Source organism: Sphingomonas alpina (assembly GCF_014490665.1).
Lineage (GTDB): Bacteria > Pseudomonadota > Alphaproteobacteria > Sphingomonadales > Sphingomonadaceae > Sphingomonas > Sphingomonas alpina.
The window spans coordinates 2,882,074-2,904,052 of sequence record NZ_CP061038.1 but is presented as its reverse complement, the minus strand read 5'-3'; the positions used below and the strand labels follow the sequence as shown (position 1 = coordinate 2,904,052).

19 protein-coding genes and 1 pseudogene are annotated in these 21,979 nt (G+C 63.2%); 7 read left to right on the top strand and 13 right to left on the bottom strand.

Annotated elements, in window-relative coordinates; genetic code table 11:
• Nucleotides 1-8 precede the first annotated feature (8 nt).
• Nucleotides 9-902, bottom strand: coding sequence for an ABC transporter ATP-binding protein (locus tag H3Z74_RS13390; RefSeq protein ID WP_187760147.1), 894 nt, complete (start codon nucleotides 900-902; stop codon nucleotides 9-11).
• Nucleotides 903-1,074: 172 nt separating this feature from the next.
• On the opposite strand from H3Z74_RS13390, the gene H3Z74_RS13385 reads away from it, so the two are divergent.
• Entirely contained in the window at nucleotides 1,075-2,430 is a 1,356-nt protein-coding gene (locus tag H3Z74_RS13385; RefSeq protein WP_187760146.1) for a methyl-accepting chemotaxis protein, read from the top strand.
• Between the two features lie 473 nt (nucleotides 2,431-2,903).
• Nucleotides 2,904-4,370, top strand: a complete 1,467-nt coding sequence (locus tag H3Z74_RS13380) for a tetratricopeptide repeat protein (protein ID WP_187760145.1) — start codon at nucleotides 2,904-2,906, stop codon at nucleotides 4,368-4,370.
• Between the two features lie 144 nt (nucleotides 4,371-4,514).
• Here the strand turns inward: H3Z74_RS13380 and H3Z74_RS13375 are convergent, their stop codons facing one another.
• Together H3Z74_RS13375 and H3Z74_RS13370 are read right to left on the bottom strand one after the other, a co-directional pair.
• On the bottom strand, nucleotides 4,515-6,473 hold the full coding sequence (locus tag H3Z74_RS13375) for a DUF2207 domain-containing protein (protein ID WP_229726567.1): 1,959 nt from the start codon (nucleotides 6,471-6,473) through the stop codon (nucleotides 4,515-4,517).
• A gap of 5 nt (nucleotides 6,474-6,478) precedes the next feature.
• Complete coding sequence (locus H3Z74_RS13370; protein ID WP_229726566.1) at nucleotides 6,479-7,048, bottom strand: LemA family protein; 570 nt, start codon at nucleotides 7,046-7,048, stop codon at nucleotides 6,479-6,481.
• A gap of 284 nt (nucleotides 7,049-7,332) precedes the next feature.
• Here H3Z74_RS13370 and H3Z74_RS13365 point away from each other — a divergent pair, with 284 nt between their 5' ends.
• The gene (locus H3Z74_RS13365; RefSeq protein ID WP_187760143.1) at nucleotides 7,333-7,962 is read left to right on the top strand and encodes a hypothetical protein; all 630 of its coding nucleotides are present in this window, start codon (nucleotides 7,333-7,335) and stop codon (nucleotides 7,960-7,962) included.
• Nucleotides 7,963-8,053: 91 nt separating this feature from the next.
• Nucleotides 8,054-8,700, top strand: a pseudogene (locus tag H3Z74_RS13360) (DsbA family oxidoreductase).
• A gap of 1,788 nt (nucleotides 8,701-10,488) precedes the next feature.
• Here H3Z74_RS13360 and H3Z74_RS13345 read toward each other — a convergent pair.
• The 4 genes from H3Z74_RS13345 to trmB form a co-directional block, all read right to left on the bottom strand.
• Nucleotides 10,489-12,015, bottom strand: coding sequence for a hypothetical protein (locus H3Z74_RS13345; protein WP_187760139.1), 1,527 nt, complete (start codon nucleotides 12,013-12,015; stop codon nucleotides 10,489-10,491).
• A gap of 102 nt (nucleotides 12,016-12,117) precedes the next feature.
• The gene (locus H3Z74_RS24640) at nucleotides 12,118-13,410 is read right to left on the bottom strand and encodes a hypothetical protein (protein WP_187760138.1); all 1,293 of its coding nucleotides are present in this window, start codon (nucleotides 13,408-13,410) and stop codon (nucleotides 12,118-12,120) included.
• Between the two features lie 132 nt (nucleotides 13,411-13,542).
• Nucleotides 13,543-14,724 (bottom strand): hypothetical protein, encoded by a 1,182-nt coding sequence (locus tag H3Z74_RS24635; protein ID WP_187760137.1) that lies wholly within the window; start codon nucleotides 14,722-14,724, stop codon nucleotides 13,543-13,545.
• Nucleotides 14,725-15,404: 680 nt separating this feature from the next.
• On the bottom strand, nucleotides 15,405-16,085 hold the full coding sequence (trmB, locus tag H3Z74_RS13330; protein ID WP_187760136.1) for a tRNA (guanine(46)-N(7))-methyltransferase TrmB: 681 nt from the start codon (nucleotides 16,083-16,085) through the stop codon (nucleotides 15,405-15,407).
• Nucleotides 16,086-16,295: 210 nt separating this feature from the next.
• Here trmB and H3Z74_RS13325 point away from each other — a divergent pair, with 210 nt between their 5' ends.
• Nucleotides 16,296-16,481, top strand: coding sequence for a hypothetical protein (locus H3Z74_RS13325; RefSeq protein WP_187760135.1), 186 nt, complete (start codon nucleotides 16,296-16,298; stop codon nucleotides 16,479-16,481).
• A 46-nt stretch (nucleotides 16,482-16,527) separates the two neighbouring features.
• On the opposite strand, the gene metK is transcribed toward H3Z74_RS13325, so the two are convergent.
• Both metK and lnt read right to left on the bottom strand, forming a co-directional pair.
• Nucleotides 16,528-17,745 carry a methionine adenosyltransferase gene (gene metK / locus H3Z74_RS13320; protein WP_187760134.1) on the bottom strand — a complete coding sequence of 406 codons (1,218 nt, stop codon included), beginning with the start codon at nucleotides 17,743-17,745 and terminating at the stop codon, nucleotides 16,528-16,530.
• Nucleotides 17,746-17,814: 69 nt separating this feature from the next.
• A complete protein-coding gene (gene lnt / locus H3Z74_RS13315) occupies nucleotides 17,815-19,431 on the bottom strand; it encodes an apolipoprotein N-acyltransferase (protein WP_187760133.1) in 1,617 nt (538 codons plus the stop codon).
• 123 nt (nucleotides 19,432-19,554) lie between these two features.
• Between lnt and H3Z74_RS13310 the strand changes: the two genes are divergently transcribed.
• Nucleotides 19,555-19,974 carry a VOC family protein gene (locus tag H3Z74_RS13310; RefSeq protein WP_187760132.1) on the top strand — a complete coding sequence of 140 codons (420 nt, stop codon included), beginning with the start codon at nucleotides 19,555-19,557 and terminating at the stop codon, nucleotides 19,972-19,974.
• A 10-nt stretch (nucleotides 19,975-19,984) separates the two neighbouring features.
• Nucleotides 19,985-20,287 carry a polyhydroxyalkanoic acid system family protein gene (locus H3Z74_RS13305; RefSeq protein WP_187760131.1) on the top strand — a complete coding sequence of 101 codons (303 nt, stop codon included), beginning with the start codon at nucleotides 19,985-19,987 and terminating at the stop codon, nucleotides 20,285-20,287.
• A gap of 8 nt (nucleotides 20,288-20,295) precedes the next feature.
• On the opposite strand, the gene H3Z74_RS13300 is transcribed toward H3Z74_RS13305, so the two are convergent.
• The 4 genes from H3Z74_RS13300 to H3Z74_RS13285 are packed head-to-tail and all read right to left on the bottom strand — an operon-like array spanning nucleotide 20,296 to nucleotide 21,947.
• The gene (locus H3Z74_RS13300; RefSeq protein ID WP_187760130.1) at nucleotides 20,296-20,658 is read right to left on the bottom strand and encodes a VOC family protein; all 363 of its coding nucleotides are present in this window, start codon (nucleotides 20,656-20,658) and stop codon (nucleotides 20,296-20,298) included.
• Between the two features lie 28 nt (nucleotides 20,659-20,686).
• A complete protein-coding gene (locus H3Z74_RS13295; RefSeq protein ID WP_187760129.1) occupies nucleotides 20,687-21,100 on the bottom strand; it encodes a hypothetical protein in 414 nt (137 codons plus the stop codon).
• Nucleotides 21,097-21,591: an SRPBCC family protein gene (locus tag H3Z74_RS13290; RefSeq protein WP_187760128.1), complete on the bottom strand. Its 495-nt coding sequence runs from the start codon at nucleotides 21,589-21,591 to the stop codon at nucleotides 21,097-21,099. The genes H3Z74_RS13295 and H3Z74_RS13290 overlap by 4 nt, the downstream gene beginning before the upstream one ends.
• Nucleotides 21,588-21,947, bottom strand: coding sequence for an ArsR/SmtB family transcription factor (locus H3Z74_RS13285; protein WP_187760127.1), 360 nt, complete (start codon nucleotides 21,945-21,947; stop codon nucleotides 21,588-21,590). Before H3Z74_RS13285 ends, H3Z74_RS13290 begins: the two co-directional genes overlap by 4 nt.
• Between the last annotated feature and the right edge of the window lie 32 nt (nucleotides 21,948-21,979).

The following is a 21,979-nucleotide window of genomic DNA, read 5'->3' as shown; positions in this document are numbered from 1 at the left end:
CGTTCCCCTTAAGCGGCGAGCGATGGGGCGACGCGGCGGGTGCGGGCCAGCGTCGAGAAATAGACATCCTCCAGGCCGCCTTCGGTCGGCGTGAACCCATCCTCCGGATCGCTGTCGGACAGGATGTGGATGATCGTCCGGCCGCCGAAGAGGCGCGTCGAGATGATCTCGTGCCGGCCGCGATACTCGTCCAGTTCCGCGCGATCGATCGTCTTCGCCCAGACATTGCCGCGCGCCTGCGCGATCAGGTCGAGCGGGGCGCCTTCCAGCTGGATCTTGCCTGCCGCCAGGACTGCCATGCGTGGGCAGAGGTCGGCGACATCGTCGACGATATGGGTCGACAGGATCACCACGACATTCTCGCCGATCTCGGCCAGCAGGTTGAGGAAGCGGTTGCGCTCCTCCGGGTCGAGGCCAGCGGTCGGCTCGTCGACGATGATCAGCTCGGGATTGCCGATCAGCGCCTGGGCGATGCCGAAGCGCTGCCGCATGCCGCCGGAAAAGCCCGCGATCGCCTTTTTGCGCACCGCCCAGAGATTGACCTGGTTGAGCAATGTCTCGACCGTTTCCTTGCGCTCGCGCGCCGAAGCGATGCCCTTCAGCACCGCCATGTGATCGAGCATGTCGTATGCGGAGACGCGCGGATAGACGCCGAAATCCTGCGGCAGATAGCCGAGCCGCTCGCGCAGCTTTTCAGGGTTAGCGATGATGTCGATGTCGCCGAAGCGGATCGTGCCGGAGGTCGGTGTCTGTAATGTCGCGACCGAGCGCATCAAGGTCGACTTGCCCGCGCCGTTCGGACCGAGCAGCCCGTACATTCCCTTGGGAATGCTGAGCGTCACATCGTCGAGTGCGCGGGTTCCGTTCGGATAGATATGAGTGACGGCGTTGAGTTCGAGCACGCTTGATCTCCCTTTGCGCTGCATCTTATCGTGTGTGTTAGAAAGCTAAAGCACTTATTTGCCCATTCCGGAGGTTCGCGTGCGCGGCCCGTCTAACCTGTTCTTAACCGCGTTTTCCTAAGGGTCGGATGTCCGCTCGCGGTTGAAGCGGGCGTCTTGCAATGGAAGCGCCATGACCAAGCATCTTCCCGAACCCGGCAGCATCAGCGAAGCGCTGGATATCGCCGAAAAATTGTCGCTGTTCGGCTTCACGCCCGGCGATCTTGAAGTCGGGACGGCGATCTGGGAAATCCTCGAGCCCGATGCGCGCGTGGTGTCCGAAACGCATTGGGAACAATGGCATCGTTTCTTCGGCGATCAGCAGCGTTTCGTATCGCATGACCATGAACGCGCCATCCAGCTCGGCATCGATTATCTGCGCAATCGTTATCGTCACCCCGGCCAGCTCGAATGGGTGCGTTCGGCCGAGCGCACCGTTGCTGCTGCCTTTGCTGCGGGCGTCTCGCTCACTGCCATATTGTCGATGACCTGTGCAGGAGCGTCCAAGGCGCTCGACATATTGTCGAGCCGCCATGATTGCTCGAAGGAAGAGCGGCAGCGCATGAACGAAGTCTTTTCGCGGCTGCGCTCGCTCGAATGCGATATCTACGCCACGCTCTACGGCGCCTACACGATGTTCGATGCACGGCGGCAGCGCGACATGCTGGCCGATAGTTTTCGCGACGGGATCGCGGCGACGGTCGAGTCCGCGACGCAGGAAAGCGGCGATCTGCGCACGCAGGCGGCGCGGAGCTCGACATCGGCGCGCGGCATGCTGATCAAGACATCCGAAGTCGCCGCCGCTGCCGAGCAATCGGCGGTCGCCATGCGCGAAGCGGCACACACGGCCGCGGGCCTGATCCGCGCGATCGAGGACGCCCGCAGCGAAGTCGAAGCGGCGACCGGCATCGCGATGCGCGCGTCGATCCAGGCGGGGCAGGCGGTCGGCATGTCCGAGACCCTGTCCGACCATGCCAAGTCGATCGAATCGATCCTGGCGCTGATCCGTGACATTGCCGGGCAGACCAATCTGCTCGCCCTGAACGCCACGATCGAGGCGGCGCGGGCCGGCGATGCCGGTCGCGGTTTCGCGGTCGTTGCGCAGGAAGTGAAATCGCTGGCGAGCCAGACGGCGCGCGCCACCGACGATATCGCCGCCAAGATCGCCGCGATCCAGTCGGCAACCCGTTCGACCGTCGACACCAATGCCGGGATCAAGGCGACCGTAGCCGAGGTGCAGGAAAGCGCCCACCGCATCCGCGTCGCGATGGAGGCACAGGCGCAGACCGTGACGGCGATCACGGCAGCCGTCGATGAAACCGCACTGGCGGCGGATTCCATGTCCAACACCATCGCGGCGATCCGCGAGGATACCGAAACCGTGGCTGCCGAGATCGACGGTGTGGGGCGCGGCTTCGATGTGCTCGATGGCCGGTTGAGCAACCTGAAGGGAAGCGCCGGAGATTTCGCGGCCAGGGTCGCTGCTTAGCCGCCCGTTTCGGCGTCACGAGCTGGCTGTTCCCGCTGTTATTGCGGAATATAATTTTTCTTGGCTGTTAAGTTGGATTGCCGGGAGAGGATTTTGATGTGTTTTCAGTGTCTTGTGACCGTCCTGGCTGTTATCGAATAACAGCCAGCTAACAGCCAGCTAACAGCCAGCTAACAGCCAGGTAACAGCCAGCTTATCAGCCAGCTTATCAGCCAGGGAACAGCGACGAAGCTGGCTGATCCTGCTGGAACAGTCAGCACCAACAATCACCTATTTCATGATGTGAAAGAGCGCGCCGGCCTCCGAGATGGAGAACCGTCCAGCACGAAGCTGCCTCAAGCGGCGCTCGCGTTGAATCGACGCGTATGCGGACCTTCTGCGCAGGATTGGTGTTTGGATATCGTTGCGGCATGGCATCGACCACGCGCACGGCGGCTCGGCGAGCCGTCCCCAACCGGGCCAAGGGAGAATGAATGTCGCATCACTGGTGTGCCCGCGTTGCGGCCTGTCTCGCGCTGCTTGCGCCGTTTCCCGCCATGGCGTCCGAATGGTGGTATGTGAACAGCGGGCCCGGCCGGGTCCTGTTCGTCGACGCGCAGTCGATCGAGCGCCAAAAGGACATCGTCACCTATTGGACGATGCATGTGATCCGCCCCGGCGAGCCGGAGGTCATGACCAAATCCCGGATGCGTGCCGATTGCGGCAAGCGCAAGCTCGGGCTGCTGTCCATGGTACGGTACGATGAGCAGGGGCGAGAGATCGGGCAATCCTCGACCCGCCCGGAACCGATGCGAGCGGTCCCGCCGGACACGCTGGGCGATGCGGAACTGCGCTTCGCGTGCGGCGACGAGGGGCACCGGGTAGCGAACGACCTGTTCCCGCTCGCCATGGATGAAGTGGCCTTCGCCGAGGCGCTGATCGCGCGCGGCAACAAGCCGGAAGAGGCGCATAGCCTGCATGAAGCGCTGACGGGCCGGGCGGCCCTTGCTGCGGACTCCGTTCCGCCGTCTGCGGAGACGCCTGAACCGGTCCAGGTCGCGACGCCCGGCGCGCCCGCGAGTGAAGAGACTAAGCCGCCCTCCGACGAAGATGTCGCGGAGCTCAAGCAACTCGAGGAGGCGTGTGAAGCCAAAGATGCAGTGGTTTGCCGGCGGCTCGGGACCCGGTTTGCCGAAGGGGATGGCGTCGCGAAGGATCAAGTCCGTGCCGCGGCGCTGTTCGACAAAGCCTGCGCGATGGATGAGGCCAATAGCTGCACCTTGCTCGGCATCGCCTATCACAATGGCGACGGTGTCACGCGCAATGCCGAGCGCGCGGCCGCCCTGTTCGCGCAAGCCTGTGAGAAAGGCGGCCCCGCCGACTGCGGTAATGTCGGTCTCGCTTATGTGAAGGGCGAGGGGGTGGTGAAGGATGCCCAACGCGGGGTCGGCTACTTCAAAATGGCGTGCGACAAAACGAATGCCGCCGCCTGTTCCAGCCTTGGCGCGGCCTATACGCTCGGGGTCGGGGCGAAGATCAATTTGAAGCGCGCGCGACGCCTGTTCGAAAAGGCCTGCGACGGCGATGATGCCGGCGGATGCTATAATCTCGGTGTGGTCTACGATCAGGGTCTCGGCGTGAAGAAGGATCCGGTGCGTGCGGCGTCGCTCTATGTCGGGGCGTGCGACCGGGACGACGCTTCCGCGTGCGGCAATCTCGGATCACTGACCCAGAATGGCAGTGGTGTTGCGAAGGATGTGGCGCAGGCGGGGACATTGTTCGCCAAGGCCTGTGACCTGGGAGACGCGGATGGCTGCCTCAACCTGGGCCGCGCCTATCAGGCCGGCTCGGGCGTGACGCGCGACCTGGCCCGGGCGGCCGACTTCTTCCGTCGTTCGCTCGCGATCGAGCCCGACAAGGCCGAGGCCCGCCGGGCGCTCGCGGCCGTCACCCCGCACTGAACGCCTGCCTTGGCAGGTCGAAGGGGGCCGTTCTTCTCTTTCTGACGCAAGAGGGAAGAGCGGTGCTTCGACAACCCCGGATCAAGTCCGGGGACGAACGGGGGAAGATGATTCCACCCGAGCCGATGACTCTCTAGATCCGCATCACCAGCCCGAACCGCCACCGCCGCCGCCGCCGCCGCCCGAGGATCCGCCACCGGACGATCCACTTGACGAGCTGTCGCTCGAGCTGCTGCTGCTGGACGACGCCGGCGATGTCGCCGCCGACGCGATCGTCGACGAAAGCGATGCGCCGACTGTGGAGACGAATGCGGAGGTACTGCGCCAGGGATCGCTGCTGCCGCTGTACCAGCCGACCGATTGCGTCGTCGTGCCGTCTGCCGCTGCGGCGGCGAGCACCCCGGTAAAGCGCTCCGCCCAGCGATTCTCCACCTCCAGCGCGATCGCATAGGGCAAATAGCGTTCGAACAGGGCAGCGGTCTTTTCCGGCGGATTGAGTGTTTCCAGCCGATCCTCCTCGGTCACCGACAGATAATGGCGAAAGCCCAGTATCCGGTCGCGCATCGGCCATCCTTCGGCGGTCGGCGCGCGCAGCCGGGACTGCGTGAGGGCGATGAACGGAATCGCGATCAGCGGCACGGCCATGGCCAGGGGGTTGTAACTCGTCACTGCGATGCCGAGCAGCACGAAGGCGAGCATCGGTATCGTCATCCAGATCAGGATCGACGCGATCCATGAGAGGATCCGCCAACCGCCTTTACGAGCGCGGGTCGTCTTGCGCGCCTGGCTGAGCAAGCGCAGCGCGACCAGCCCGGCGACGAGCCCGCCGACAATGCCGAAAAGGGTCAGCAGCGGGTTCGTCGTGTCGACCAGCGCCACGAACAGCGCCACGAGCAGGAACAGGCCACCGAACAATTTCCAGCCCAGGAAGCTCTTCTTTGCCGCATCGGAAAAATAGCGATCCTCGCCCAGACTGCGATCCAGGCCGTCACCCAGCGCAGCACGGGCGTCCGACAGTGCTTCGTAATTATCCTGGGTCAGTTCGATCGTCGTCCGGCGGCCCTTGAACAATTGTCCGACCATCTTCTGCTCGGCGGCCGGCAGGGGCGTGGCTCCCGCGGTCTCTTCCAGCGTCCGGGACGGCTTGGCCCAGCTACCCGGCGCCTCGACGATGCGCAGCCAGCCGCGCACGGCGACATCGACGATCGCGGCGGAAAAGGCGCGGTTGTCGAAGTCCATCCGCCAGATCAGGCGCAGTGCCGCGGCCGAAAGATCGTCCGGCGGGGAAAAGAGCGGAACGACCGGGCGAGGATCCGGATTGCGCTTCACCCGCCACAAGGTGCGCGCGAGATAGGTGAGTATCCCAAGCAGTCCGGCAATCGCCAGCAGCATCGCGCCATTTTCGCGCAATGCCCAGCCGAGCCGGGTCGCGGCGCTCGGTTCCGCCACCACCCCCTTGCGCCATGCGACAGCGACGGTGAGGCCTTCATACTGACCGAGCGGCTGTGTCGTGCGGAAGATGATCCACCCCGGCTGTTCATCCGTAACCGCCGCGTCCTGCGCGGTCGCACCCTCTGCGCCGGTATAGACGGCACGTTTGCCGAACGGCACGGCGACGGGCAGCGTGATCCGCGCCTCAACCTGCTCGATCGGGAAGGTCCAGCCGGTGCCGGTGGCATTCCAGTAAAGCTCGTCGAAATCGCGGTAGAAGCCGATCTGGCGCGTGGTGCGATACTGGATGCGATAGACATGCTCGCCCGGCGGCAGCAGCGTATCGGCATCGCCGATCCGCACGCGTTCACCATTTTCCATCCCCATCAGCTTATAGGGCTCGGGATGCCCGTCGCGCGCCACCGAAACGACGTCGAAGCCGACCACGATGTTTCGCCCGATCCCGTTGCGATAGCTGGTGGGGAAGTCGCGCTGGATGCCACGCTTGATCTGGTCGCCCTGGGCGACGATGTGGATCGTCTCGACCACGTCGAGCGTCCCGTCGGCCCCGACCCGGACATCGCTGACGAAGCTGGTGATGCGTTCCTGTGCCCCGGCGGGGACAGCGACGAGCAGCGCCAGTGCGGCGATCAGCCTTGGCAATCCTAGCATGACGATCAGCTTTTCCGGTCGAAATGAACCGTAGGCGCGGTTGCGATCGCGGGGTCATTATCCTCGAAGAACGCTTCCTCGCGAAAGCCGAGCGGGCGCGCCACCAGCAGGTCCGGAAAGGAAGCGATCCGCGTGTTCAGGTCGCGGACGGTGGCATTGTAATAGCGCCGGGCGCCTTGCAACTCGCTCTCGATCTCCGAAAGTTCATCCTGCAACTGGCGGAAATTCGCATCCGCCTTGAGCGCGGGATAGGCCTCCGCCACGACCATCAGCCGGCCGAGCACGCCGCCAAGCGCGCTGTCCGCGCGGGCGGCATCGCCGGGATTGGCCGCTTGAGTTGCTTCGCTGCGCCGGGCAGTGACTTCGTCGAGCAGGCCGCGCTCGTGATCGGCATAGCCGGCAACCGTGTTGACCAGATTGGGCACAAGATCGGCCCGGCGTCGTAGTTGAACGCTGATCCCGCTCCATCCTTCGCGCACCAGCGCGCGGGCACGGACCAGCCGGTTGTAGATCAACACCACGCCGATGAGCGCGAGCGCCACGATACCGATCGGCAACCACAGGGCAATATTCATCGGCTTGTTTCCAACGCAGACCAGGATGGCCGCACCATGCGGGTTGATGCTGGCTTTGAGAAGGCCGGACATGCGCGTCGGGCTGTTTCCGGTGACGTTTTGGCAGAATCCGGATTGAGGACATCATTGCAGTTTTTCGGAACAGCGGGGCAGAGTTCTCTAACCTTGTCATGGCGATATGGTTCTGTGATCAGAGCCTGATGAGCCGCGACCGATCATTTCTGGAACGGCTCGGCCCTTGGATGCGGCGCCGATCAGGGTGGCAGCGGGTTCTCCTGATCCTGATGGCAAGCTGGCTGAGTACGGCCATCATCCTGCCGATCTGGATCGGCCTGGTCATCCTGCTCAATCGCGATCCGGCGCGGCCGGTTTCCGCTGAGGCTGCGCTTAACCTGTTGCTGGTGGCGATCATCGCGATCGCCGGGCTGCCGTTGATGCACGCGGGGCAATATCGCTGGTTCTGGCATATCGATCACAAGCGCGGGGCGGGACGGCTGGGGGTCATGGAAAGCGCACCGCGCTTCGGATCGGAACGGACCGAACCATCGCCGGCCGTGCCATGGCCGGGGTGGATGCGGGTACGTCATGTGCTGATCCATCTGGTCGGCATGGCCATCCTGCTGATCACCTTTGCGCCCTATGGCAATCAACGAGCGATCGTGCACCTCCTCCACCGGTTCAGTGCTGGAACGGCATCATATGGAAGCCTGGCGGGTTTGTTGTTCGGCTATGTACCGCTGGCATTGTTCTGCCTATTGGCGATGCTGCTGACTCAGCGCCAAATGAAGCGACGCGATGCGGGATTGCTCGATGCGGAGCAGTCGCTGGTGCTGAATGCGGAGGTCAACTGGCTGTTCTCGTTCGGCGCCGCTTTCCTCATCGCGGCATTGCTCTGCCGGTTCGCGGGGGGATGATCATCCGCTATCTGGCCTGAACAGCGCGCGGGCTGACATCGCGCGAACGCTTCCTATATCGGCCACAGCTTCTCCTTTTGCGGTGCCCGACATGACCAAGCCAATGAAGATCGATTTCGTTTCGGACGTCTCCTGCCCCTGGTGCATCATCGGCCTGCGTGGGCTGGAACAGGCGTTGGCCAATGCATCGGACGTGGTGACGGCAGACATCAGCTTTCAGCCGTTCGAGCTCAATCCGGCGATGCCGCCCGAGGGGCAGAATATCGTCGAGCATGTCGCGGAGAAATACGGCTCGACCCCGGAACAGTCGGCCGCCAATCGCGAGGCGATCCGCGCGCGTGCCGCCGCTTTGGGTTTCACCATGGCAGGCACCGACCAGAGCCGGATCTACAATACGTTCGATGCGCACCGCCTGCTGCACTGGGCCGAACTGGAAGGGCGTCAGGCGGCGCTGAAGAAGGGGTTGTTCGAGGCGTATTTCACGCATGGCCGCAATCCCGGCGATCCTGATGTGCTGGTCGATGTCGCCGGACAGGCCGGGCTTGATCCGGTCGCGGCGCGGGAGGTGCTTGTCTCGGGCCGCTATGCGCAGGAGGTGCGTGATGCCGAGCGGTTGTGGCAGGGGCGCGGCATTTCCGCTGTGCCAGCGGTGGTGATCAACGAGCGCTATCTGATTTCCGGGGGCAGCCGGCCGAAGCGTTCGAACGGGCGATACGCGAGATCGCGGCAGAGGCTTAAGGCGGCAGCCGCCTATCCTGCCGGGGTCACGGTAATTCGCCATCCCCGACGTAAAGCGGCCCGGATCGGGGGCGGGGAGGTGTTCGCCGATTACAGCGCGAACGCCAAATCGGCCAAATCCGCCCCGCCCGAAGACACGCCATCGACCGACACATTCTCGGAGAGACCGGGGGTGGTGGTCGGCGGAGATGGAAGCGAATTCACGAGCGAGTCGGAATCCCAGGGGGAAGTGGTCGGAACCGACGGGAATGGATAGGTGCTCAGGTCGATCTCTTCCTCTGTTTCCTCCCCCCTCATCGAGGTAATTTTCCTGATCTTCGTTGAGATAATCCTGTTGCCAGGATGACAGCATATCCAGGTCGGAATCGTCGCTGAGATCCTGCTGGTCGAGGTCGGATTGCTGAGTATTGTTCGTGCGGCCCGTGGTATCCGCGACATTCAGGGCCGCCGGATTGTCGGCGACATCGCTGTCTTCCCGGCCGATATCCGCGTCCCAGTCAATGTCCTCCAGGTCATACGAAAAGAGTTCCTCAAGCGGGACACCTTCGGACCCGGGCAGCCAGGCCGCGGGGCCCGTCAAGAATTGATAGGCTGCTTGTGTGACTCCCTGGACAACGTCGTTCAGGGCGGCGAGCGGCGGAAGGAAGGCGGGCACGAAGATGTTGGCGGCGGCCGGGTTCGACAGCGTCGTACTGGTGGAAAACGGGTTTGCGTTGGCGAGAGTCGTTGTGGTGAACGACGGGGCCAGCGGGTCGGCGAGGGGGCTGGTCGACGTGACTGGTACGGTGGCGACCATGCTGACCGGCGTAGCGAAAGGCGCCTGCGGCAAGACGGTCGTCGTGGCGGGCGGGAGTGCCGTGGGCACGCTGGATTGAACCGGATTCGCGCTGCGCCGCGTTCGTCTGGGGCTGGGCGGCGCAATCGGGAAAGGATCATCCGCCGTGATCGGCAGACCCTGCTGCCAGGCGCGGCCCCAGCTTTGTTCCGGGGTTTCCGTTGTCGCGGGCGGAAGTTCTCGCAGCGTGCCGCCGAGTTTGACGTAGATATCCTTGATGCGTTCGCGCGACTCGAGTTGCTCCTGCAAGGACGGGTCGGCGGAATCCACTGCCGCTTTCGTCGAATGGAGTTTCACGTTGCTGGCGGTCACGGGCGCGGTGAAATAGTTCAGTGAGAATTCGAGCGAAGCGCGCATCGCCACGAAGAGCTGTTCTTCGAGGCTTTCCCCCGCCGTCTCGGCGAGCTCAAGCTTGTACGCGATATATTTGACTCGCGTATTGTCGTAATTCGAGTGTTTGCTCGCCGTCTTGGCCGCCGAGAAATATCCCACGCCCGCCGCGGTCGGGTGCTGCATGGGCGCGGCATCCGTTGAAAAGCCGGAGAATTTGGTCGGCACGCGCAGAGTCGAAATCGTATCGACCATTTTCGACCAGCGCGCCCAGACCGCGTCGTCGATCTGATTGCGGGGCAAGCCATCCAGCAACCCTTCGATGAAGTTGCGGGTGCTTGCAGTCGAGAACAGCTCATCCTGCGCGTCCCAGGCGGCACGGTACGGGGCGCCAAACTTGTTGGTCGCGAGCACCTTACCGGTCGCATCCAGGGCCCGGTCCAGAAAATCAACCTTCATCTCCGCAGGGCGGGGAAGCTCCGGCAGCGAGACCGTCAGGCCGGGGTTCTTCGCAAATTTTCTGCCCAGCTGTTTGAACTTGTCATAGGCATCCCCGCGGTTGTCTTCGTGCCAGCGCCTCTTGGCTGGAGGCTGGCCCGTCAGGGGATTCGACGCTGTCCGTTTCACCCGTCCACGCCGATCGCGATCGCATTCAGGCTGTAGGATGCCCCGTTCGAACCATCGGCCGTCATGGTCAGCGTGATCGTGTTGGTCCCGATGATGAGATAATCATGGAAGCTCATCGAGGAGAAATCGGTGTTGCGCAGCGCGACGACACTGGCATTGCCCTGCGCGCCCGCTCCCTCCTGGCTGTCCACATAGATCGTGCCGGAGCCTGCGCCATTGTTGACGCTCCATGCCACTTCCACCGGGTCGCTCCCCGCGCCGATCCAGTGCATCAGCGCCAGCGTATAAGGCACATTATGGTCCGGAACCTTGAAGGTCAGCGTCACACTGGTCGTCGCTGCGGAAAAGTCGGAGGTCATGCCGGCATCGAAGCCGGTGGCCTCGACCTGCAGCGTATCGCCGGGCGAGACGATCTTGCAGGTGCCGAGCGCGGACGTCGGCGGGATCGTCCAGTTGGCCGCGGAGAAGCCGATCGCGGTGCTTTGAGCGACAGTCGGGGCGGTTAGCGGCGACAGTCCGTAAAGGCTGAGCGAGAGCGACGGTGAGGTATAGCTAGACGTATAGGCGTTGCTCGCGGCCTGCAGCGTGGCCGTGATTGGGGGCGTGCCGCTGGAGGCGCTATGGCTCGCGGTGTAGAAGGTCGTGGCGTGGGTGAACTGGATCGTTTCCTCCGCGGTGATCGGGCCGGGATAGACCAGCAGCCAGTTCGCGGTCATCGTGAAGTCGAGCCCGAACTGGGAGAGCTGGCTTGGCGGGAGGACCAGGTTTGCACCTGAGTCATACATTTGCGCGACCACGAAATTGGGCAGGTTGATGGCGGTGCCGGAGCTGCCGAGCTGATTATATTGCAGCACATCCCAGGGATAGGTCTGGCCGAAGAGCCAGCTTGGATTGACCCCGGTGCTGTCGATCAACCCGAAGGAACTCCAGTCCTTGATGCTCATCGACTGGGACGCTCCCAGATTCTGGCTCGATGAACTGCTGTTTCCGCTGGTTTGGGACTGCATCGTGCCGTTGGTGAAGGATTGTCCATGCTGGCTGGTGCGGGAAAAGAGCGGCGTCGTGCCGCTGAGTCCTGCAGAAAGCGACACCCCGTAGGAATTGACCGTGCTCTGGTTCGAGCCGCTGGTGTTCTGAACGCTGCTCGACGTCCCGTCTTGGCCGCTTTGTGATTGCGACGTCGAGACCTGGGCGTTGAGCGTGCGCGGGAAAATATTGCGCAGAATGATGTCGGGATTGTTATTCACCGTGAGGGTGACGGCGTTCTGCAAGATGGCGGGGTAATTATTATAGGCGTTCGACGACGTACTGGGCTGCCCGGGCTGATAGGCGGTCTGGTTGGGAATGATCAGGCGCTGCATCATCGTGACCAGATAGGCGAGTTCGCCGCCAAGATTTGCGACATCCCAGAAGCGCTGCACCTGATAGGTGACGAGCCCGGTGCCGAAGGGAGCGTTGTTGCTCGGGTTCTTCAGCGTGAAATTCTGGCGCGCGGTGAAGAAATTGCTGGAAAAATCGGACATCATATTTCTCCCTTGGAGGTGTTCGTGCAAAGCAGCGGGGCGGGGGTGCAGCAGAATCCGGGGACCGCGACGAGGTTGATGCGCGCCGCGCGGGATGGGCGCTTATGCCGCATGGACCCAGACCGGCGGCGTATTGCCCAGTCGCCCCGCGGATCCTGCTTGTCCGGCCTCTCCCGGTGCACCGTCATGGCCGGCCGCACCATCGGGGTCCTTGCCGACAAAGGGATGGTCGACGCCAATGCCGCCCGGTCCGCCGCGTCCGCCGCCGCCGCCGTGACCCGGCTTGCCCGGAAGGCCGCCCGGCGCGGGGCGGACATTGAGCTCAAGCGTATCATGTGCGCCTTGCGGCAGCGTGAGGAAGATATGCGAGGCAAGCCCTCCCGCGCCACCCTTGCCGCCAGCGCCGCCGTCACCGCCGGCGCCGCCATTGCCGCCCTGTCCGGCCGTCTTCGTGCGACGCGGGTGCGCCCAGCCCGGCGCGCCGCGCCCTCCGGCCCCGCCCGGACCGCCATCACCGCCGGCTCCCCCGGGCTCTCCAGGGCTGGCCTGCACATCGAGGTGGAAGTCATTAGGGTTGAGACCCTCCACCGCGAGGATCTCGATACCGGCGAGCATGGCCATGCCACCGCTGTGTCCCTGAGTTCCGCCGCCGCCAGGCTGGCCCGGCATAGCTGTTCCGCCATCGCCACTGGGCTCTGAAGCGCCGGGTTCCGGGGGCATGGGCTGTGGCCCGAACGGTGTCTGCCGCATGTTGGAGATGACGCCGTCGCGCCCGCCCCGGCCCGGCGCCCCGGGCATCCCCGCCGCGGTCGCCCCGGGGCGTACACCGCTGAAGCAGTAATGCGGCGTCCCCCGGACCTGGATCGTAAACGGCGCGTCCGGCGTCAGGCCCGTCGTCGCAGCAGTCAGGTTGCCGATCAGCACGCTGGCGATATTGCCCGACCAGCGCAGAGTCGCGCCCGGCGCCACCACCAGCCGGTCGATGCACACGCGCAGATAAAGCTCCTCGCGAAAATGCAGCCAAGGCCAGTCCGCCCTGGTGGCGGAAAGATCGGCTATCTCTCCCGCGGCAAGTCGAAGCTCGCGCAGCCGGATCGATTTGAGGTGAATTGGGAAATGGCGCTCATGGCCGGCCTTGTCCCGCTCATGGAGATGGCCATCGGCCATGAGAAATTCTTCCATGCGGTCATGCTGGCCGAGCGGCAGGCGCTCCCGAATTCGATAGGCTTTGGGCTGATAGAAGACGGCGCTGCGGCGTTGTCTTTCTTCCGGATCGGCCGGGGCAAGCAGGGTGCGTGCGTGCAACGGGGTCGCGACGCGCATCAAGGCGATGCCATAGGGCAGGTCGCCCTGCTCGGCCGGGGCTTCAAGTAACCGGGCCGGATGCGTATTCAACGCCTCCAGCCCGGCCAATGTGCATATGGCGTCAGCATCTGGCCCCGATTGAACGGGCCCCGATAGAATAGGGCCAGCCTGACCCGGTTTCGACTGAACCTGTCTTGACTCGAACAGCCCCACTGCGGCGACTCAGTTGCTGTAAACGACCGTGATGGTCCCCGCTGTGCCGGTCTGGGTTCCGCTGTTGCCCTGCGCGCCGGCGGTGCCGGGACCGCCGCTCACGCCTTGCCCGCCACTATGGTTATGCTTGCCGCCGGCTCCGCCGCCACCGCCGCTGCCGCCCTGTCCACCCGCGCCGCCCGCGCCGCCAGCCCCCGGCGCTGCGTTGACTGGTTGTTTTACCAGCATGGTTGAGGCGCTCGACGGCCAGTTGACGGTAAACGGCGTGCCCGGGGCACCATTGCCGCCCGTACCGCCGACGCCACCCGTACCACCCGTGCCACCCGTGCCGCCCGTACCGCCGTCGCTGCCCTCGCAGCCTGAACTGCACCCGGCTCCGCCGGTTCCGCCGTTTTGGCCGTTGCCACCAGCGCCACCGGTGCCACCGGTGCCGCCGGCACCGGAGGAGCTCTGGATCACGAAAGAAACGATATTGGACGGATCATAGGCTGATATGGTGATGGTCGAATAGGAATTGGTCGTGCCGTCGTTTCCGATGTTTCCGACGCTGCCGGTCGAGCCGGTTCCTCCCGTTGACCCTGTCCCGCCCGTGCCGCCGGACGTGCAGGTGCCCTTTATCTTGTAATGGCCGGCCTGGCCGGTCGCTGCCGAGGTGGTATAGTTCGATCCGGCCTCACCCGGCAGTCCGGCATTCCCGGCATTGCCGGTGATTGCGATCATAAAGGGATGATCCGACGTGTAACTGGGGGCGACGACCAGATTGTCGGCGACAATGGTGCTCACGGTAGAATTTATGATCACCGAGCCGCTGGCGAAGGTAAGGGTGCCGGCGTTGAGCCCCAGGGTTGATCCATTCGGCCCATAGGATTGATCACCATTGACCGTTATATTTTGTCCCGAGGTGACGAGGATCGGCAGGGGAAACATGTTCTGCGCCAGTTCGTCGAGCTCCGGCGTCAGTTCCTGCTCTCCGAAGACATGGTCCAGCAGCGATTGCATGTCGGGGTCGAGCCCCGTCTGATCAGTGCGGTTTTCGGTATAGGCCTTGCGATGTGCATCGGTTTGCCATGGCTCGAAGAACGCGCGGTATTCGGCGATCGAGTTCATCATGACTTCGCTTGTGACGATCTCTCCACGCTTGAGCGCTTCGACATCCTGTCCCCATGCTGCAGCTCGCTCCAGATAGTTCATACCCACTCCTAAAGTTAATACCATGAAGAGCTCGAGTGAAAAATTCCCGAGAGGCGCGCCTCTAAGGGTAAGTAAAAGTATCTAATCTATAATCATTGCCTAACGTTTCTGTCAGGAAACTCATTTAGACTCGGATTTGACTCAAAAATATCCACGACGCTTTTTATTGTAAAGAAGATGGAGCCAACAGATGGGACCATATTGGTCAGTTTACCATGTGATGGGATATCTGAAGGTTGGCGGCATCCACATGATGTTGACGTGACTGATATCCGATATCTTTGCGCTGGCTGGATGCGTCTTGCCGACGGTTATCGTCGGAGGATCACCGAGCATGTCATCCAGCGCGGATCCGCCGTCGCGCGATGGCAAGAATGCCGGAGGGTCCAGGCCTCAAGAATATGGGCCATAATTTCAGAGTAACTATATGATATATATAGAATTATTCTGAATCACGCAGAGGCGTCGGCAAAGAGATATGTTACATTTCTGGTGTAACATATCTCCTGTCGCTCCTGTTTCGGGCCTGTCACCGGCGGCGATTCAAGCATGGCGCCGGCGCGGATAGGGACTCAGCTGCCAGCGTTCACCGGCTCGCTCTTTCTGATTGTCGGAAAAAGGGGATCGGCCGGGCCGCTGTGCAGGTGTCTGCATGCGCGCGTCTGATGGGATGTTCGATGCTAAAGGCGGCGGTAGCGGAAATACCAGACCTCGTGCCCTTGCCGGCGTGCCTTGCGCTCATAGCGGGTCTCAGGCCAGTCGGCGGGCCGTTCGAGGAAATCGCGCGGATGCTCCGCCTGCCAGTCGAAGTCGCGGCGCGTGCTCATCACCATCATCGCCCAGCGGCAATAGGTCGGGTCGTCGGTGCCCAGGCGGAACTCGGCGCCGGGCTTGAGCTTGGCGGCGATCAGGTCGAGCGGGCCGTGATTGACCATGCGTCGCTTGGCGTGCCGCGCCTTGCGCCACGGATCGGGATGAAGGAGGAACAGGCGGTCGAGGCTTTCATCGGGGAGCCGTTCGAGCACCTCCAGCGCGTCTCCCATATGCAGCCGGACATTGTCCAGTGCGCGGTCGCGGATATGGCCGAGCGCGCCGACCACGCCGTTGAGGAAAGGCTCGCAGCCGATAAATCCCATCACCGGGTTCGCCTCGGCCTGTGCGGCAAGATGCTCGCCGGCGCCGAAGCCGATCTCGAAGGCGAGAGGACGATCCTTGCCGAACAAGGTGGTCGCATCGATCGGCCCGGTTTCCGGCACGCTCAGTGCGGCAAGCGTGTCTTCGACCAGCGCGGCTTGCCCGAGGCGCAGCTTGTGACCCTGGCGGCGGCCATAAAGACGGCGGATTGAAGCGGGGTCATTCATGCGGATATTCCGAAACCTAACGAAATTGTCATCATACGATCATGGTTATCACGCAAAGAGCATGGTATGGCTTTCCCGCTCGCGCCATTCTTATGATGTGCTGCGGTAAAGTAGCTGAAAATATTCGTCGTTGGCTTCGCGTAAAGAGGGAATGACCCCGCCTGTGCGGATCGCCGCTCCCACCAATTGGTTAATCGGATCGAGCAGCGTATGAAATTCGCACTCATCATCGTCATTCTGGCCGCGATCGTCGCGATACTATATTTCACTATGCGCAGCCGTGCGCCGCGCAAGAAGAAGCGGTCGCAATTCTTCTCCCATACCTTCGACAATAGCAGTGCGGGAAGAGTGCCCGAGGCGCCGCCCGCCCGGGACGACGGTCAGCTCAAATTATAGGAGACCGGCCCGCGCAGAGCGCGGACCGGTCCCGCCTATCTCTTGATTACGCGACTGCTGCCTTGAGCTGATCGACCAGGTCGGTCTTCTCCCAAGTGAAATACTCGCCTTCGGGCGTGCGCCCGAAATGGCCGTACGCGGCGGTCTTCTGATAGATCGGCGCATTGAGCTTCAGGTGTTCGCGGATCCCCTTGGGGGTCAGGCGGACGAGCTGTGGCAGCACCTCTTCGAGCTTCGCTTCCGAAACCTTGCCGGTGCCGTGCGTGTCGACATAGACCGACAATGGCTCGGCAATGCCGATCGCATAGCTCAGCTGGATCGTGCAGCGGCGCGCAAGGCCTGCGGCAACCACATTCTTCGCCAGATAGCGCGCGACATAGGCAGCCGAACGATCGACCTTGGTCGGATCCTTGCCGGAGAAGGCGCCGCCGCCATGCGGTGCCGCGCCGCCGTACGTGTCGACGATGATCTTGCGGCCGGTGACGCCGGCGTCGCCGTCGGGCCCGCCGATTTCGAACCGGCCGGTCGGGTTGACGTAGATCGCGGTCTCGTCGGTGATGAAGCCGTCGGGCAACACATCGTTGAACACGCCGACGACATAGTCGCGCAGTTCCTTGTACTTGGCCGGATCGCCTTCATTGTCGTGGAAGAAATAGCCTGGCGCATGCTGAGTCGAGACGACCAGGGCAGTTGCGCGGACCGGCACTTCATTCTCGTACGCGAGCGTCACCTGGCTCTTTGCGTCGGGCTCGAGGAACGGCACGACCTTGTTGTGCCGGTCATGCGCCAACTGCTCGAGGATGCGGTGCGAATAATAAAGCGTGGCGGGGAGCAGGTCGGGCGTCTCGTCGGTCGCGTAACCGAACATGATGCCCTGGTCGCCGGCGCCTTCGTCCTTGTTGCCGCTCTCATCGACGCCCATCGCGATATGTGCGGACTGGCCGTGGAGGCGGTTGATGAATTCGAACGTGTTCCAGTGGAACTGGTCCTGCTCGTAACCGATGCGCTTCACCGTCGCGCGGACCGTGGCCTCGATCTCGTCGAGCGCGCCGGGTGCCCATTCGCCATTCTCGAACACGCCCTTGCAGCGGATTTCGCCGGCCAGCACGACCAGGTTTGTGGTGGTCAGCGTCTCGCACGCGACGCGGGCATAGGGATCCTTGGACAGGAACAGGTCGACCACCGAATCCGAAATCTGGTCGGCGACCTTGTCGGGATGACCTTCCGAAACCGATTCGGACGTGAAGAGAAACGAAGCGCGCATCAATCTACCCTCGGGCTGCGCGGCTCCGCTGACGGAACCGCATATAAAGCTTTCCTTATATGAGGGCCACTAGCGGGGCCATCGCCTGATGGCAACGGCGAACAGCAGCATCACTGCCGCTGTGACAAAGGCCATGAGATTGCCGACGCGTGCGAACAGGGTCGGTTCATGCGGTGGCGGGATCGGCAGCTCGATTGCGCCGGCGACGTTCGGCGGCACGGTCGCCAGCAGCGTGCCGTTGGCGTCGATGATCGCGGAAATACCGGTCGGCGTCGCGCGGATGATCGGCAGCCCTTCTTCGATTGCTCGCATGCGCGCCTGGGCGAGGTGCTGGACCGGGCCCCAGCTGCCATACCAGCTGTCGTTGGAGGGGTTGAAGATGAAAGCGGGACGGTGGCGGCGGTCGACCGTTTCGCCGGAAAAGATCATTTCGTAGCAGATCTGGAAACCGACATTGCCGAAGGCGGGGAGAGTGAAGCCGCCCGCAGCCTGGCCGGGGTCGAAATCGAAATCGCCGGGCACCAGCCGAGACAGGCCGATCGCCGACATGATTGGACGCATCGGCAGATATTCGCCCCAGGGCACAAGGTGCGCCTTGTCGTACCGGCCGAGGATGCGCGCGCGCGAATCGATCGCGAAGACCGAATTGGTGCCGGCGGTGACATTGCCCTGTGCATCGAACTTCAGCGCATTGCCGCCCGCCAGGACAATATCGTTGGGTCCGAGCCGGGAGGCGATGCGCCGGCGTGTGACCAAAGGATCGCCGCGCCAGTAGGAGATTGCCGGATAACCATCCTCGATGAAGAAGCGCAGCGCGCCCTCGGGCCACACGATCAGCCGCGGTGCCGGGCCGGGCGTGCCGCTGAGCGCTTCGATCGCCAGCAGATTCTGCTCGGCATAATCATCGCGCGGCCGCTCTTCCTGGTCGAGATTCGGCTGGATCACCCGGATGCGGGGTGCAGTGTCGAGCGTGCGGGTAGAGACTGGGACAGGGCCGAGCGAGGCCAGCGCGAGCACGAGCGCGGAGACCGCCGTGCCGGCGGCGAAGCGCCAGCGGCGCTGCACCAACAGGAGCAAGGATCCGGCAACGACGATCGTCAGCCCCGACAACGCATAGGTACCGACCAATCGGCCGATCGCCGCGAGCGGCACGATCGGCAGCCAGATCTCCGACAGCGGATTCCAAGGGTAGCCCGTAAACAACGTGCCGCGCAGCCATTCGGTCGCGATCCATGCGGCAGCGAAGACAAGAACGAAGCCGCTGCCCGCCATAGTCCGATTGTTGCCGACCGGGCGTGCGCGAGCGAAGCGCCAGGCGAGCCCGGTGGCGATCGCCGGATAGAGTGCAAGATAGAGCGAGAGCAGGACTACCGCGAGATAGCCGAGCCAGTGCGGCATTGCGTCCTGATAGGTGAAAGCGCGCTGAATCCAGTTATTGCCGACGGTGAAATGCGCGACGCCGAAAATCCAGCCGCGCAGCAACACCTGTTTCAGGGTCGGCGCGTCGTGGATCAGCAGCATCCACAGGGCAAAACAAGCAAGAGTAACCGGCCACCAGATGAGCGGCGCGAAGCCGGTTGCGGCGAGTGCGCCAAGAACGAGCGACAGGAGAAGAGGGTAGCGCGTTACGGCCTGAATCAGCTTGTCCACAATGACCGTTCCCACCCGCCATGCCGCTTCCGGCATTCACCAAGCCTCGCTGGCTCCGATCGCAGCCTATGCGGAACGGTGGACCGCGGAACAAGCCTGTCTCGGACGTGCCGGGCGATCCGGGGTGACGAATTGAGATCGGAAGTGTATTATGCGACAATGACGCTTCGCCCGTTCCATCTCGCCTTTCCTGTCCACGACCTGCCGGCCGCGCGGCATTTCTACGGCCAGGTAATGGGCTGCCCCGAGGGGCGCAGCAGCGATCGGTGGATCGACTTCGATCTGTTCGGGCATCAGATCGTCACGCATCTCGACCCGGCGGCCAGGCCCGTCGCGGTGACCAATCCGGTTGACGGTCATGAGGTGCCGGTACCGCATTTCGGTGTCGTGTTGGCCATGGCCGACTGGGAAGCGCTGGCCGCTCGCATTGCAACGGCGGGAATTCCCTTCGGCATCGCGCCACATATCCGCTTCAAGGGGCAGCCGGGCGAACAGGCGACGATGTTCTTTCGCGACCCCAGCGGCAACGCGCTCGAATTCAAGGCATTTGCCGATGACGCGATGATCTTCGCGACGTAAGGGACCTGGCATGGCTCAACCGATCACTCTCGACATCCCGCATAAACATGGCCGCGACGAGGTGCGCGAACGGCTCGACAAGGGCATCGGCAAGCTTGCCGGAATGTTCCCCGGCGGGGCGGTGGTCGATCATCGCTGGGAGGGGGAGACGATGCACTTCACCGTCCAGGCAATGGGTCAGAAGGTGGCGAGCCGGCTCGAGTTGTTCGATGCCCATGTCCATGCGACGATCGACTTGCCACCTTTCCTGTCGCTGTTCGCCGACAAGATCAGGGCCAAACTTGCCAAGGAAGCGCCGAAGCTTCTGGAATAGCGGCGCGGCTATCTGGCCTTGAGCTGGTGAAGCATCAGGCGATTGCCCTCGGAATCGAGGCAGATGCGCATCCGGCAGACCGGACTATGAATCAGGTCCGAGACGAAGGTCACGCCGTCGCTTTCCAGCCTTGTGGTCAGCGCGTCGAGATCGTCGACCTCAAATGCGATCATGCCGCCCGAATCGCTGCCGGGACTGGCCTTGGTGAGTGTCGTGAGTGCGAGACAGCCGCCGCCGGGAAGATCATATTCGATCCAGCGGCCGTCGCCCGCATTTGATCCGATCGTAAGCCCGAGCGTCGTTTCGTAGAAAGACCGCGCCCGGTCCACATCGGTAATCGGATACATGGTGAACGCTACTTTGTTGAGCATCGTGCGATCCTTTCCGGGGTAGAGCTTGTCAGCTGCGGCGGCGGGCGAGCACACCACCGATCCAGGCCAGGGGCAGGGCAGTGATCACCAGCGCGGCGGGATACCAGAGCGGCCCCATCTCCATCGTCATCGCGCCGACCAGTCCAAGCGTCGCGAGGGCCATGCCGATCCCGCCAAGGATGATCGCATGTCTCATCGGTGCCGATGGTGCGAGCCGGGCTGTGAGATAGCCGCTGCCGATTGCGATTGCCGCGCGATAGGAGAAGGCCAGTGCAGCATCACCGGTCTCGGTCATCGGCTGATCCCAGGGCGGAAAGACCTGAAGCGCATGGAGGATCATATCGATCACCAGGGCGAGCAGGACGCTGAGAGCGAGGCCAGCGAAGATTGCGAGAAAGCTGCGGCCGAAGCTGCGGGGGGCTGGAGCAGGAATGGCGTTCATTGCGCCTGTTCCTTCTGCTCGTCGTCGAGGACCGTATCGAGCCGGGCATAGCTGGCGGTGATGCCGGCTTCCATGTTCGACTGGATGGCTCCGTCGCGTGATTCGGGCGATGCATAGGCGACGGTGGTAGTCAGCCGGGTGCGATCGCCGAAGGGTTCGAGCGTCGCGGTGCTGATCGCTTCGCCGCCGGTCCAGTTGCCGTCGAACATTTCGGTCTGGCTGATGCGTTCGGGGCGCACGATCTCGCGATAGGTACCGCCCATGCCCATCTCGGTGCCGTCGTCGTTCTTCCATATATAGCGATAGGCGCCGCCGACGCGCAGGTCGATGTCGCAGGTTTCGAGCGACCAGCCATCGGGGCCCTTGAGCCAGCGCTTCAGCAAGGCGGGAACGGTGAGCGCATCGAACACCAGATGTGGCGGTGCGTCGAAGATGCGCGTCATGATGATCCCGCGATCGCCATTGGCGACCAGTTCCAGTCGGTTGCTCATTGCGGTTTTCCTTTCTTGGCTTGGTTTTCCAACGACTTGAGTTCCTCGAGCAGTGAGTCCAGGCGACCGTAGTTCCGCTCCCAGATCTGCCGATATTGTTCGAGCCAGCCGACCGCCTCGGCCATCGGCGCGCCGACGATCTGCCGCGGCCGGCGCTGGGCATCGATCGCTCCGGCGACCAGGCCGGCGCGTTCCAGCATCTTGAGATGCTTGGAGATGGCCGGCTGGCTCATCGCGAAGGGCGCTGCGAGTTCGGCCACCGTGGCCTCACCCCGGGCCAGCCGGGCGAGGATTGCCCGCCGGGTCGGATCGGCAAGCGCGGTGAAAGTGGCGTCAAGGCGTTCGTCGGGCGTCATTCATATAACTCTCTAGTTCAATAACTAAATAG

Coding starts and splice junctions, on each gene's coding strand:
- H3Z74_RS13385 (WP_187760146.1), top strand. CDS start 1,075: ATGACCAAGCATCTTCCCGAACCCGGCAGCATCAGCGAAGCGCTGGAT.
- H3Z74_RS13380 (WP_187760145.1), top strand. CDS start 2,904: ATGTCGCATCACTGGTGTGCCCGCGTTGCGGCCTGTCTCGCGCTGCTT.
- H3Z74_RS13375 (WP_229726567.1), bottom strand. CDS start 6,473: ATGCTAGGATTGCCAAGGCTGATCGCCGCACTGGCGCTGCTCGTCGCT.
- H3Z74_RS13370 (WP_229726566.1), bottom strand. CDS start 7,048: ATGAATATTGCCCTGTGGTTGCCGATCGGTATCGTGGCGCTCGCGCTC.
- H3Z74_RS13365 (WP_187760143.1), top strand. CDS start 7,333: ATGGCAAGCTGGCTGAGTACGGCCATCATCCTGCCGATCTGGATCGGC.
- H3Z74_RS13345 (WP_187760139.1), bottom strand. CDS start 12,015: ATGTCCGATTTTTCCAGCAATTTCTTCACCGCGCGCCAGAATTTCACG.
- H3Z74_RS24635 (WP_187760137.1), bottom strand. CDS start 14,724: ATGAACTATCTGGAGCGAGCTGCAGCATGGGGACAGGATGTCGAAGCG.
- trmB (WP_187760136.1), bottom strand. CDS start 16,085: ATGAATGACCCCGCTTCAATCCGCCGTCTTTATGGCCGCCGCCAGGGT.
- H3Z74_RS13325 (WP_187760135.1), top strand. CDS start 16,296: ATGAAATTCGCACTCATCATCGTCATTCTGGCCGCGATCGTCGCGATA.
- metK (WP_187760134.1), bottom strand. CDS start 17,745: ATGCGCGCTTCGTTTCTCTTCACGTCCGAATCGGTTTCGGAAGGTCAT.
- lnt (WP_187760133.1), bottom strand. CDS start 19,431: ATGCCGGAAGCGGCATGGCGGGTGGGAACGGTCATTGTGGACAAGCTG.
- H3Z74_RS13310 (WP_187760132.1), top strand. CDS start 19,555: ATGACGCTTCGCCCGTTCCATCTCGCCTTTCCTGTCCACGACCTGCCG.
- H3Z74_RS13305 (WP_187760131.1), top strand. CDS start 19,985: ATGGCTCAACCGATCACTCTCGACATCCCGCATAAACATGGCCGCGAC.
- H3Z74_RS13300 (WP_187760130.1), bottom strand. CDS start 20,658: ATGCTCAACAAAGTAGCGTTCACCATGTATCCGATTACCGATGTGGAC.
- H3Z74_RS13295 (WP_187760129.1), bottom strand. CDS start 21,100: ATGAACGCCATTCCTGCTCCAGCCCCCCGCAGCTTCGGCCGCAGCTTT.
- H3Z74_RS13290 (WP_187760128.1), bottom strand. CDS start 21,591: ATGAGCAACCGACTGGAACTGGTCGCCAATGGCGATCGCGGGATCATC.
- H3Z74_RS13285 (WP_187760127.1), bottom strand. CDS start 21,947: ATGACGCCCGACGAACGCCTTGACGCCACTTTCACCGCGCTTGCCGAT.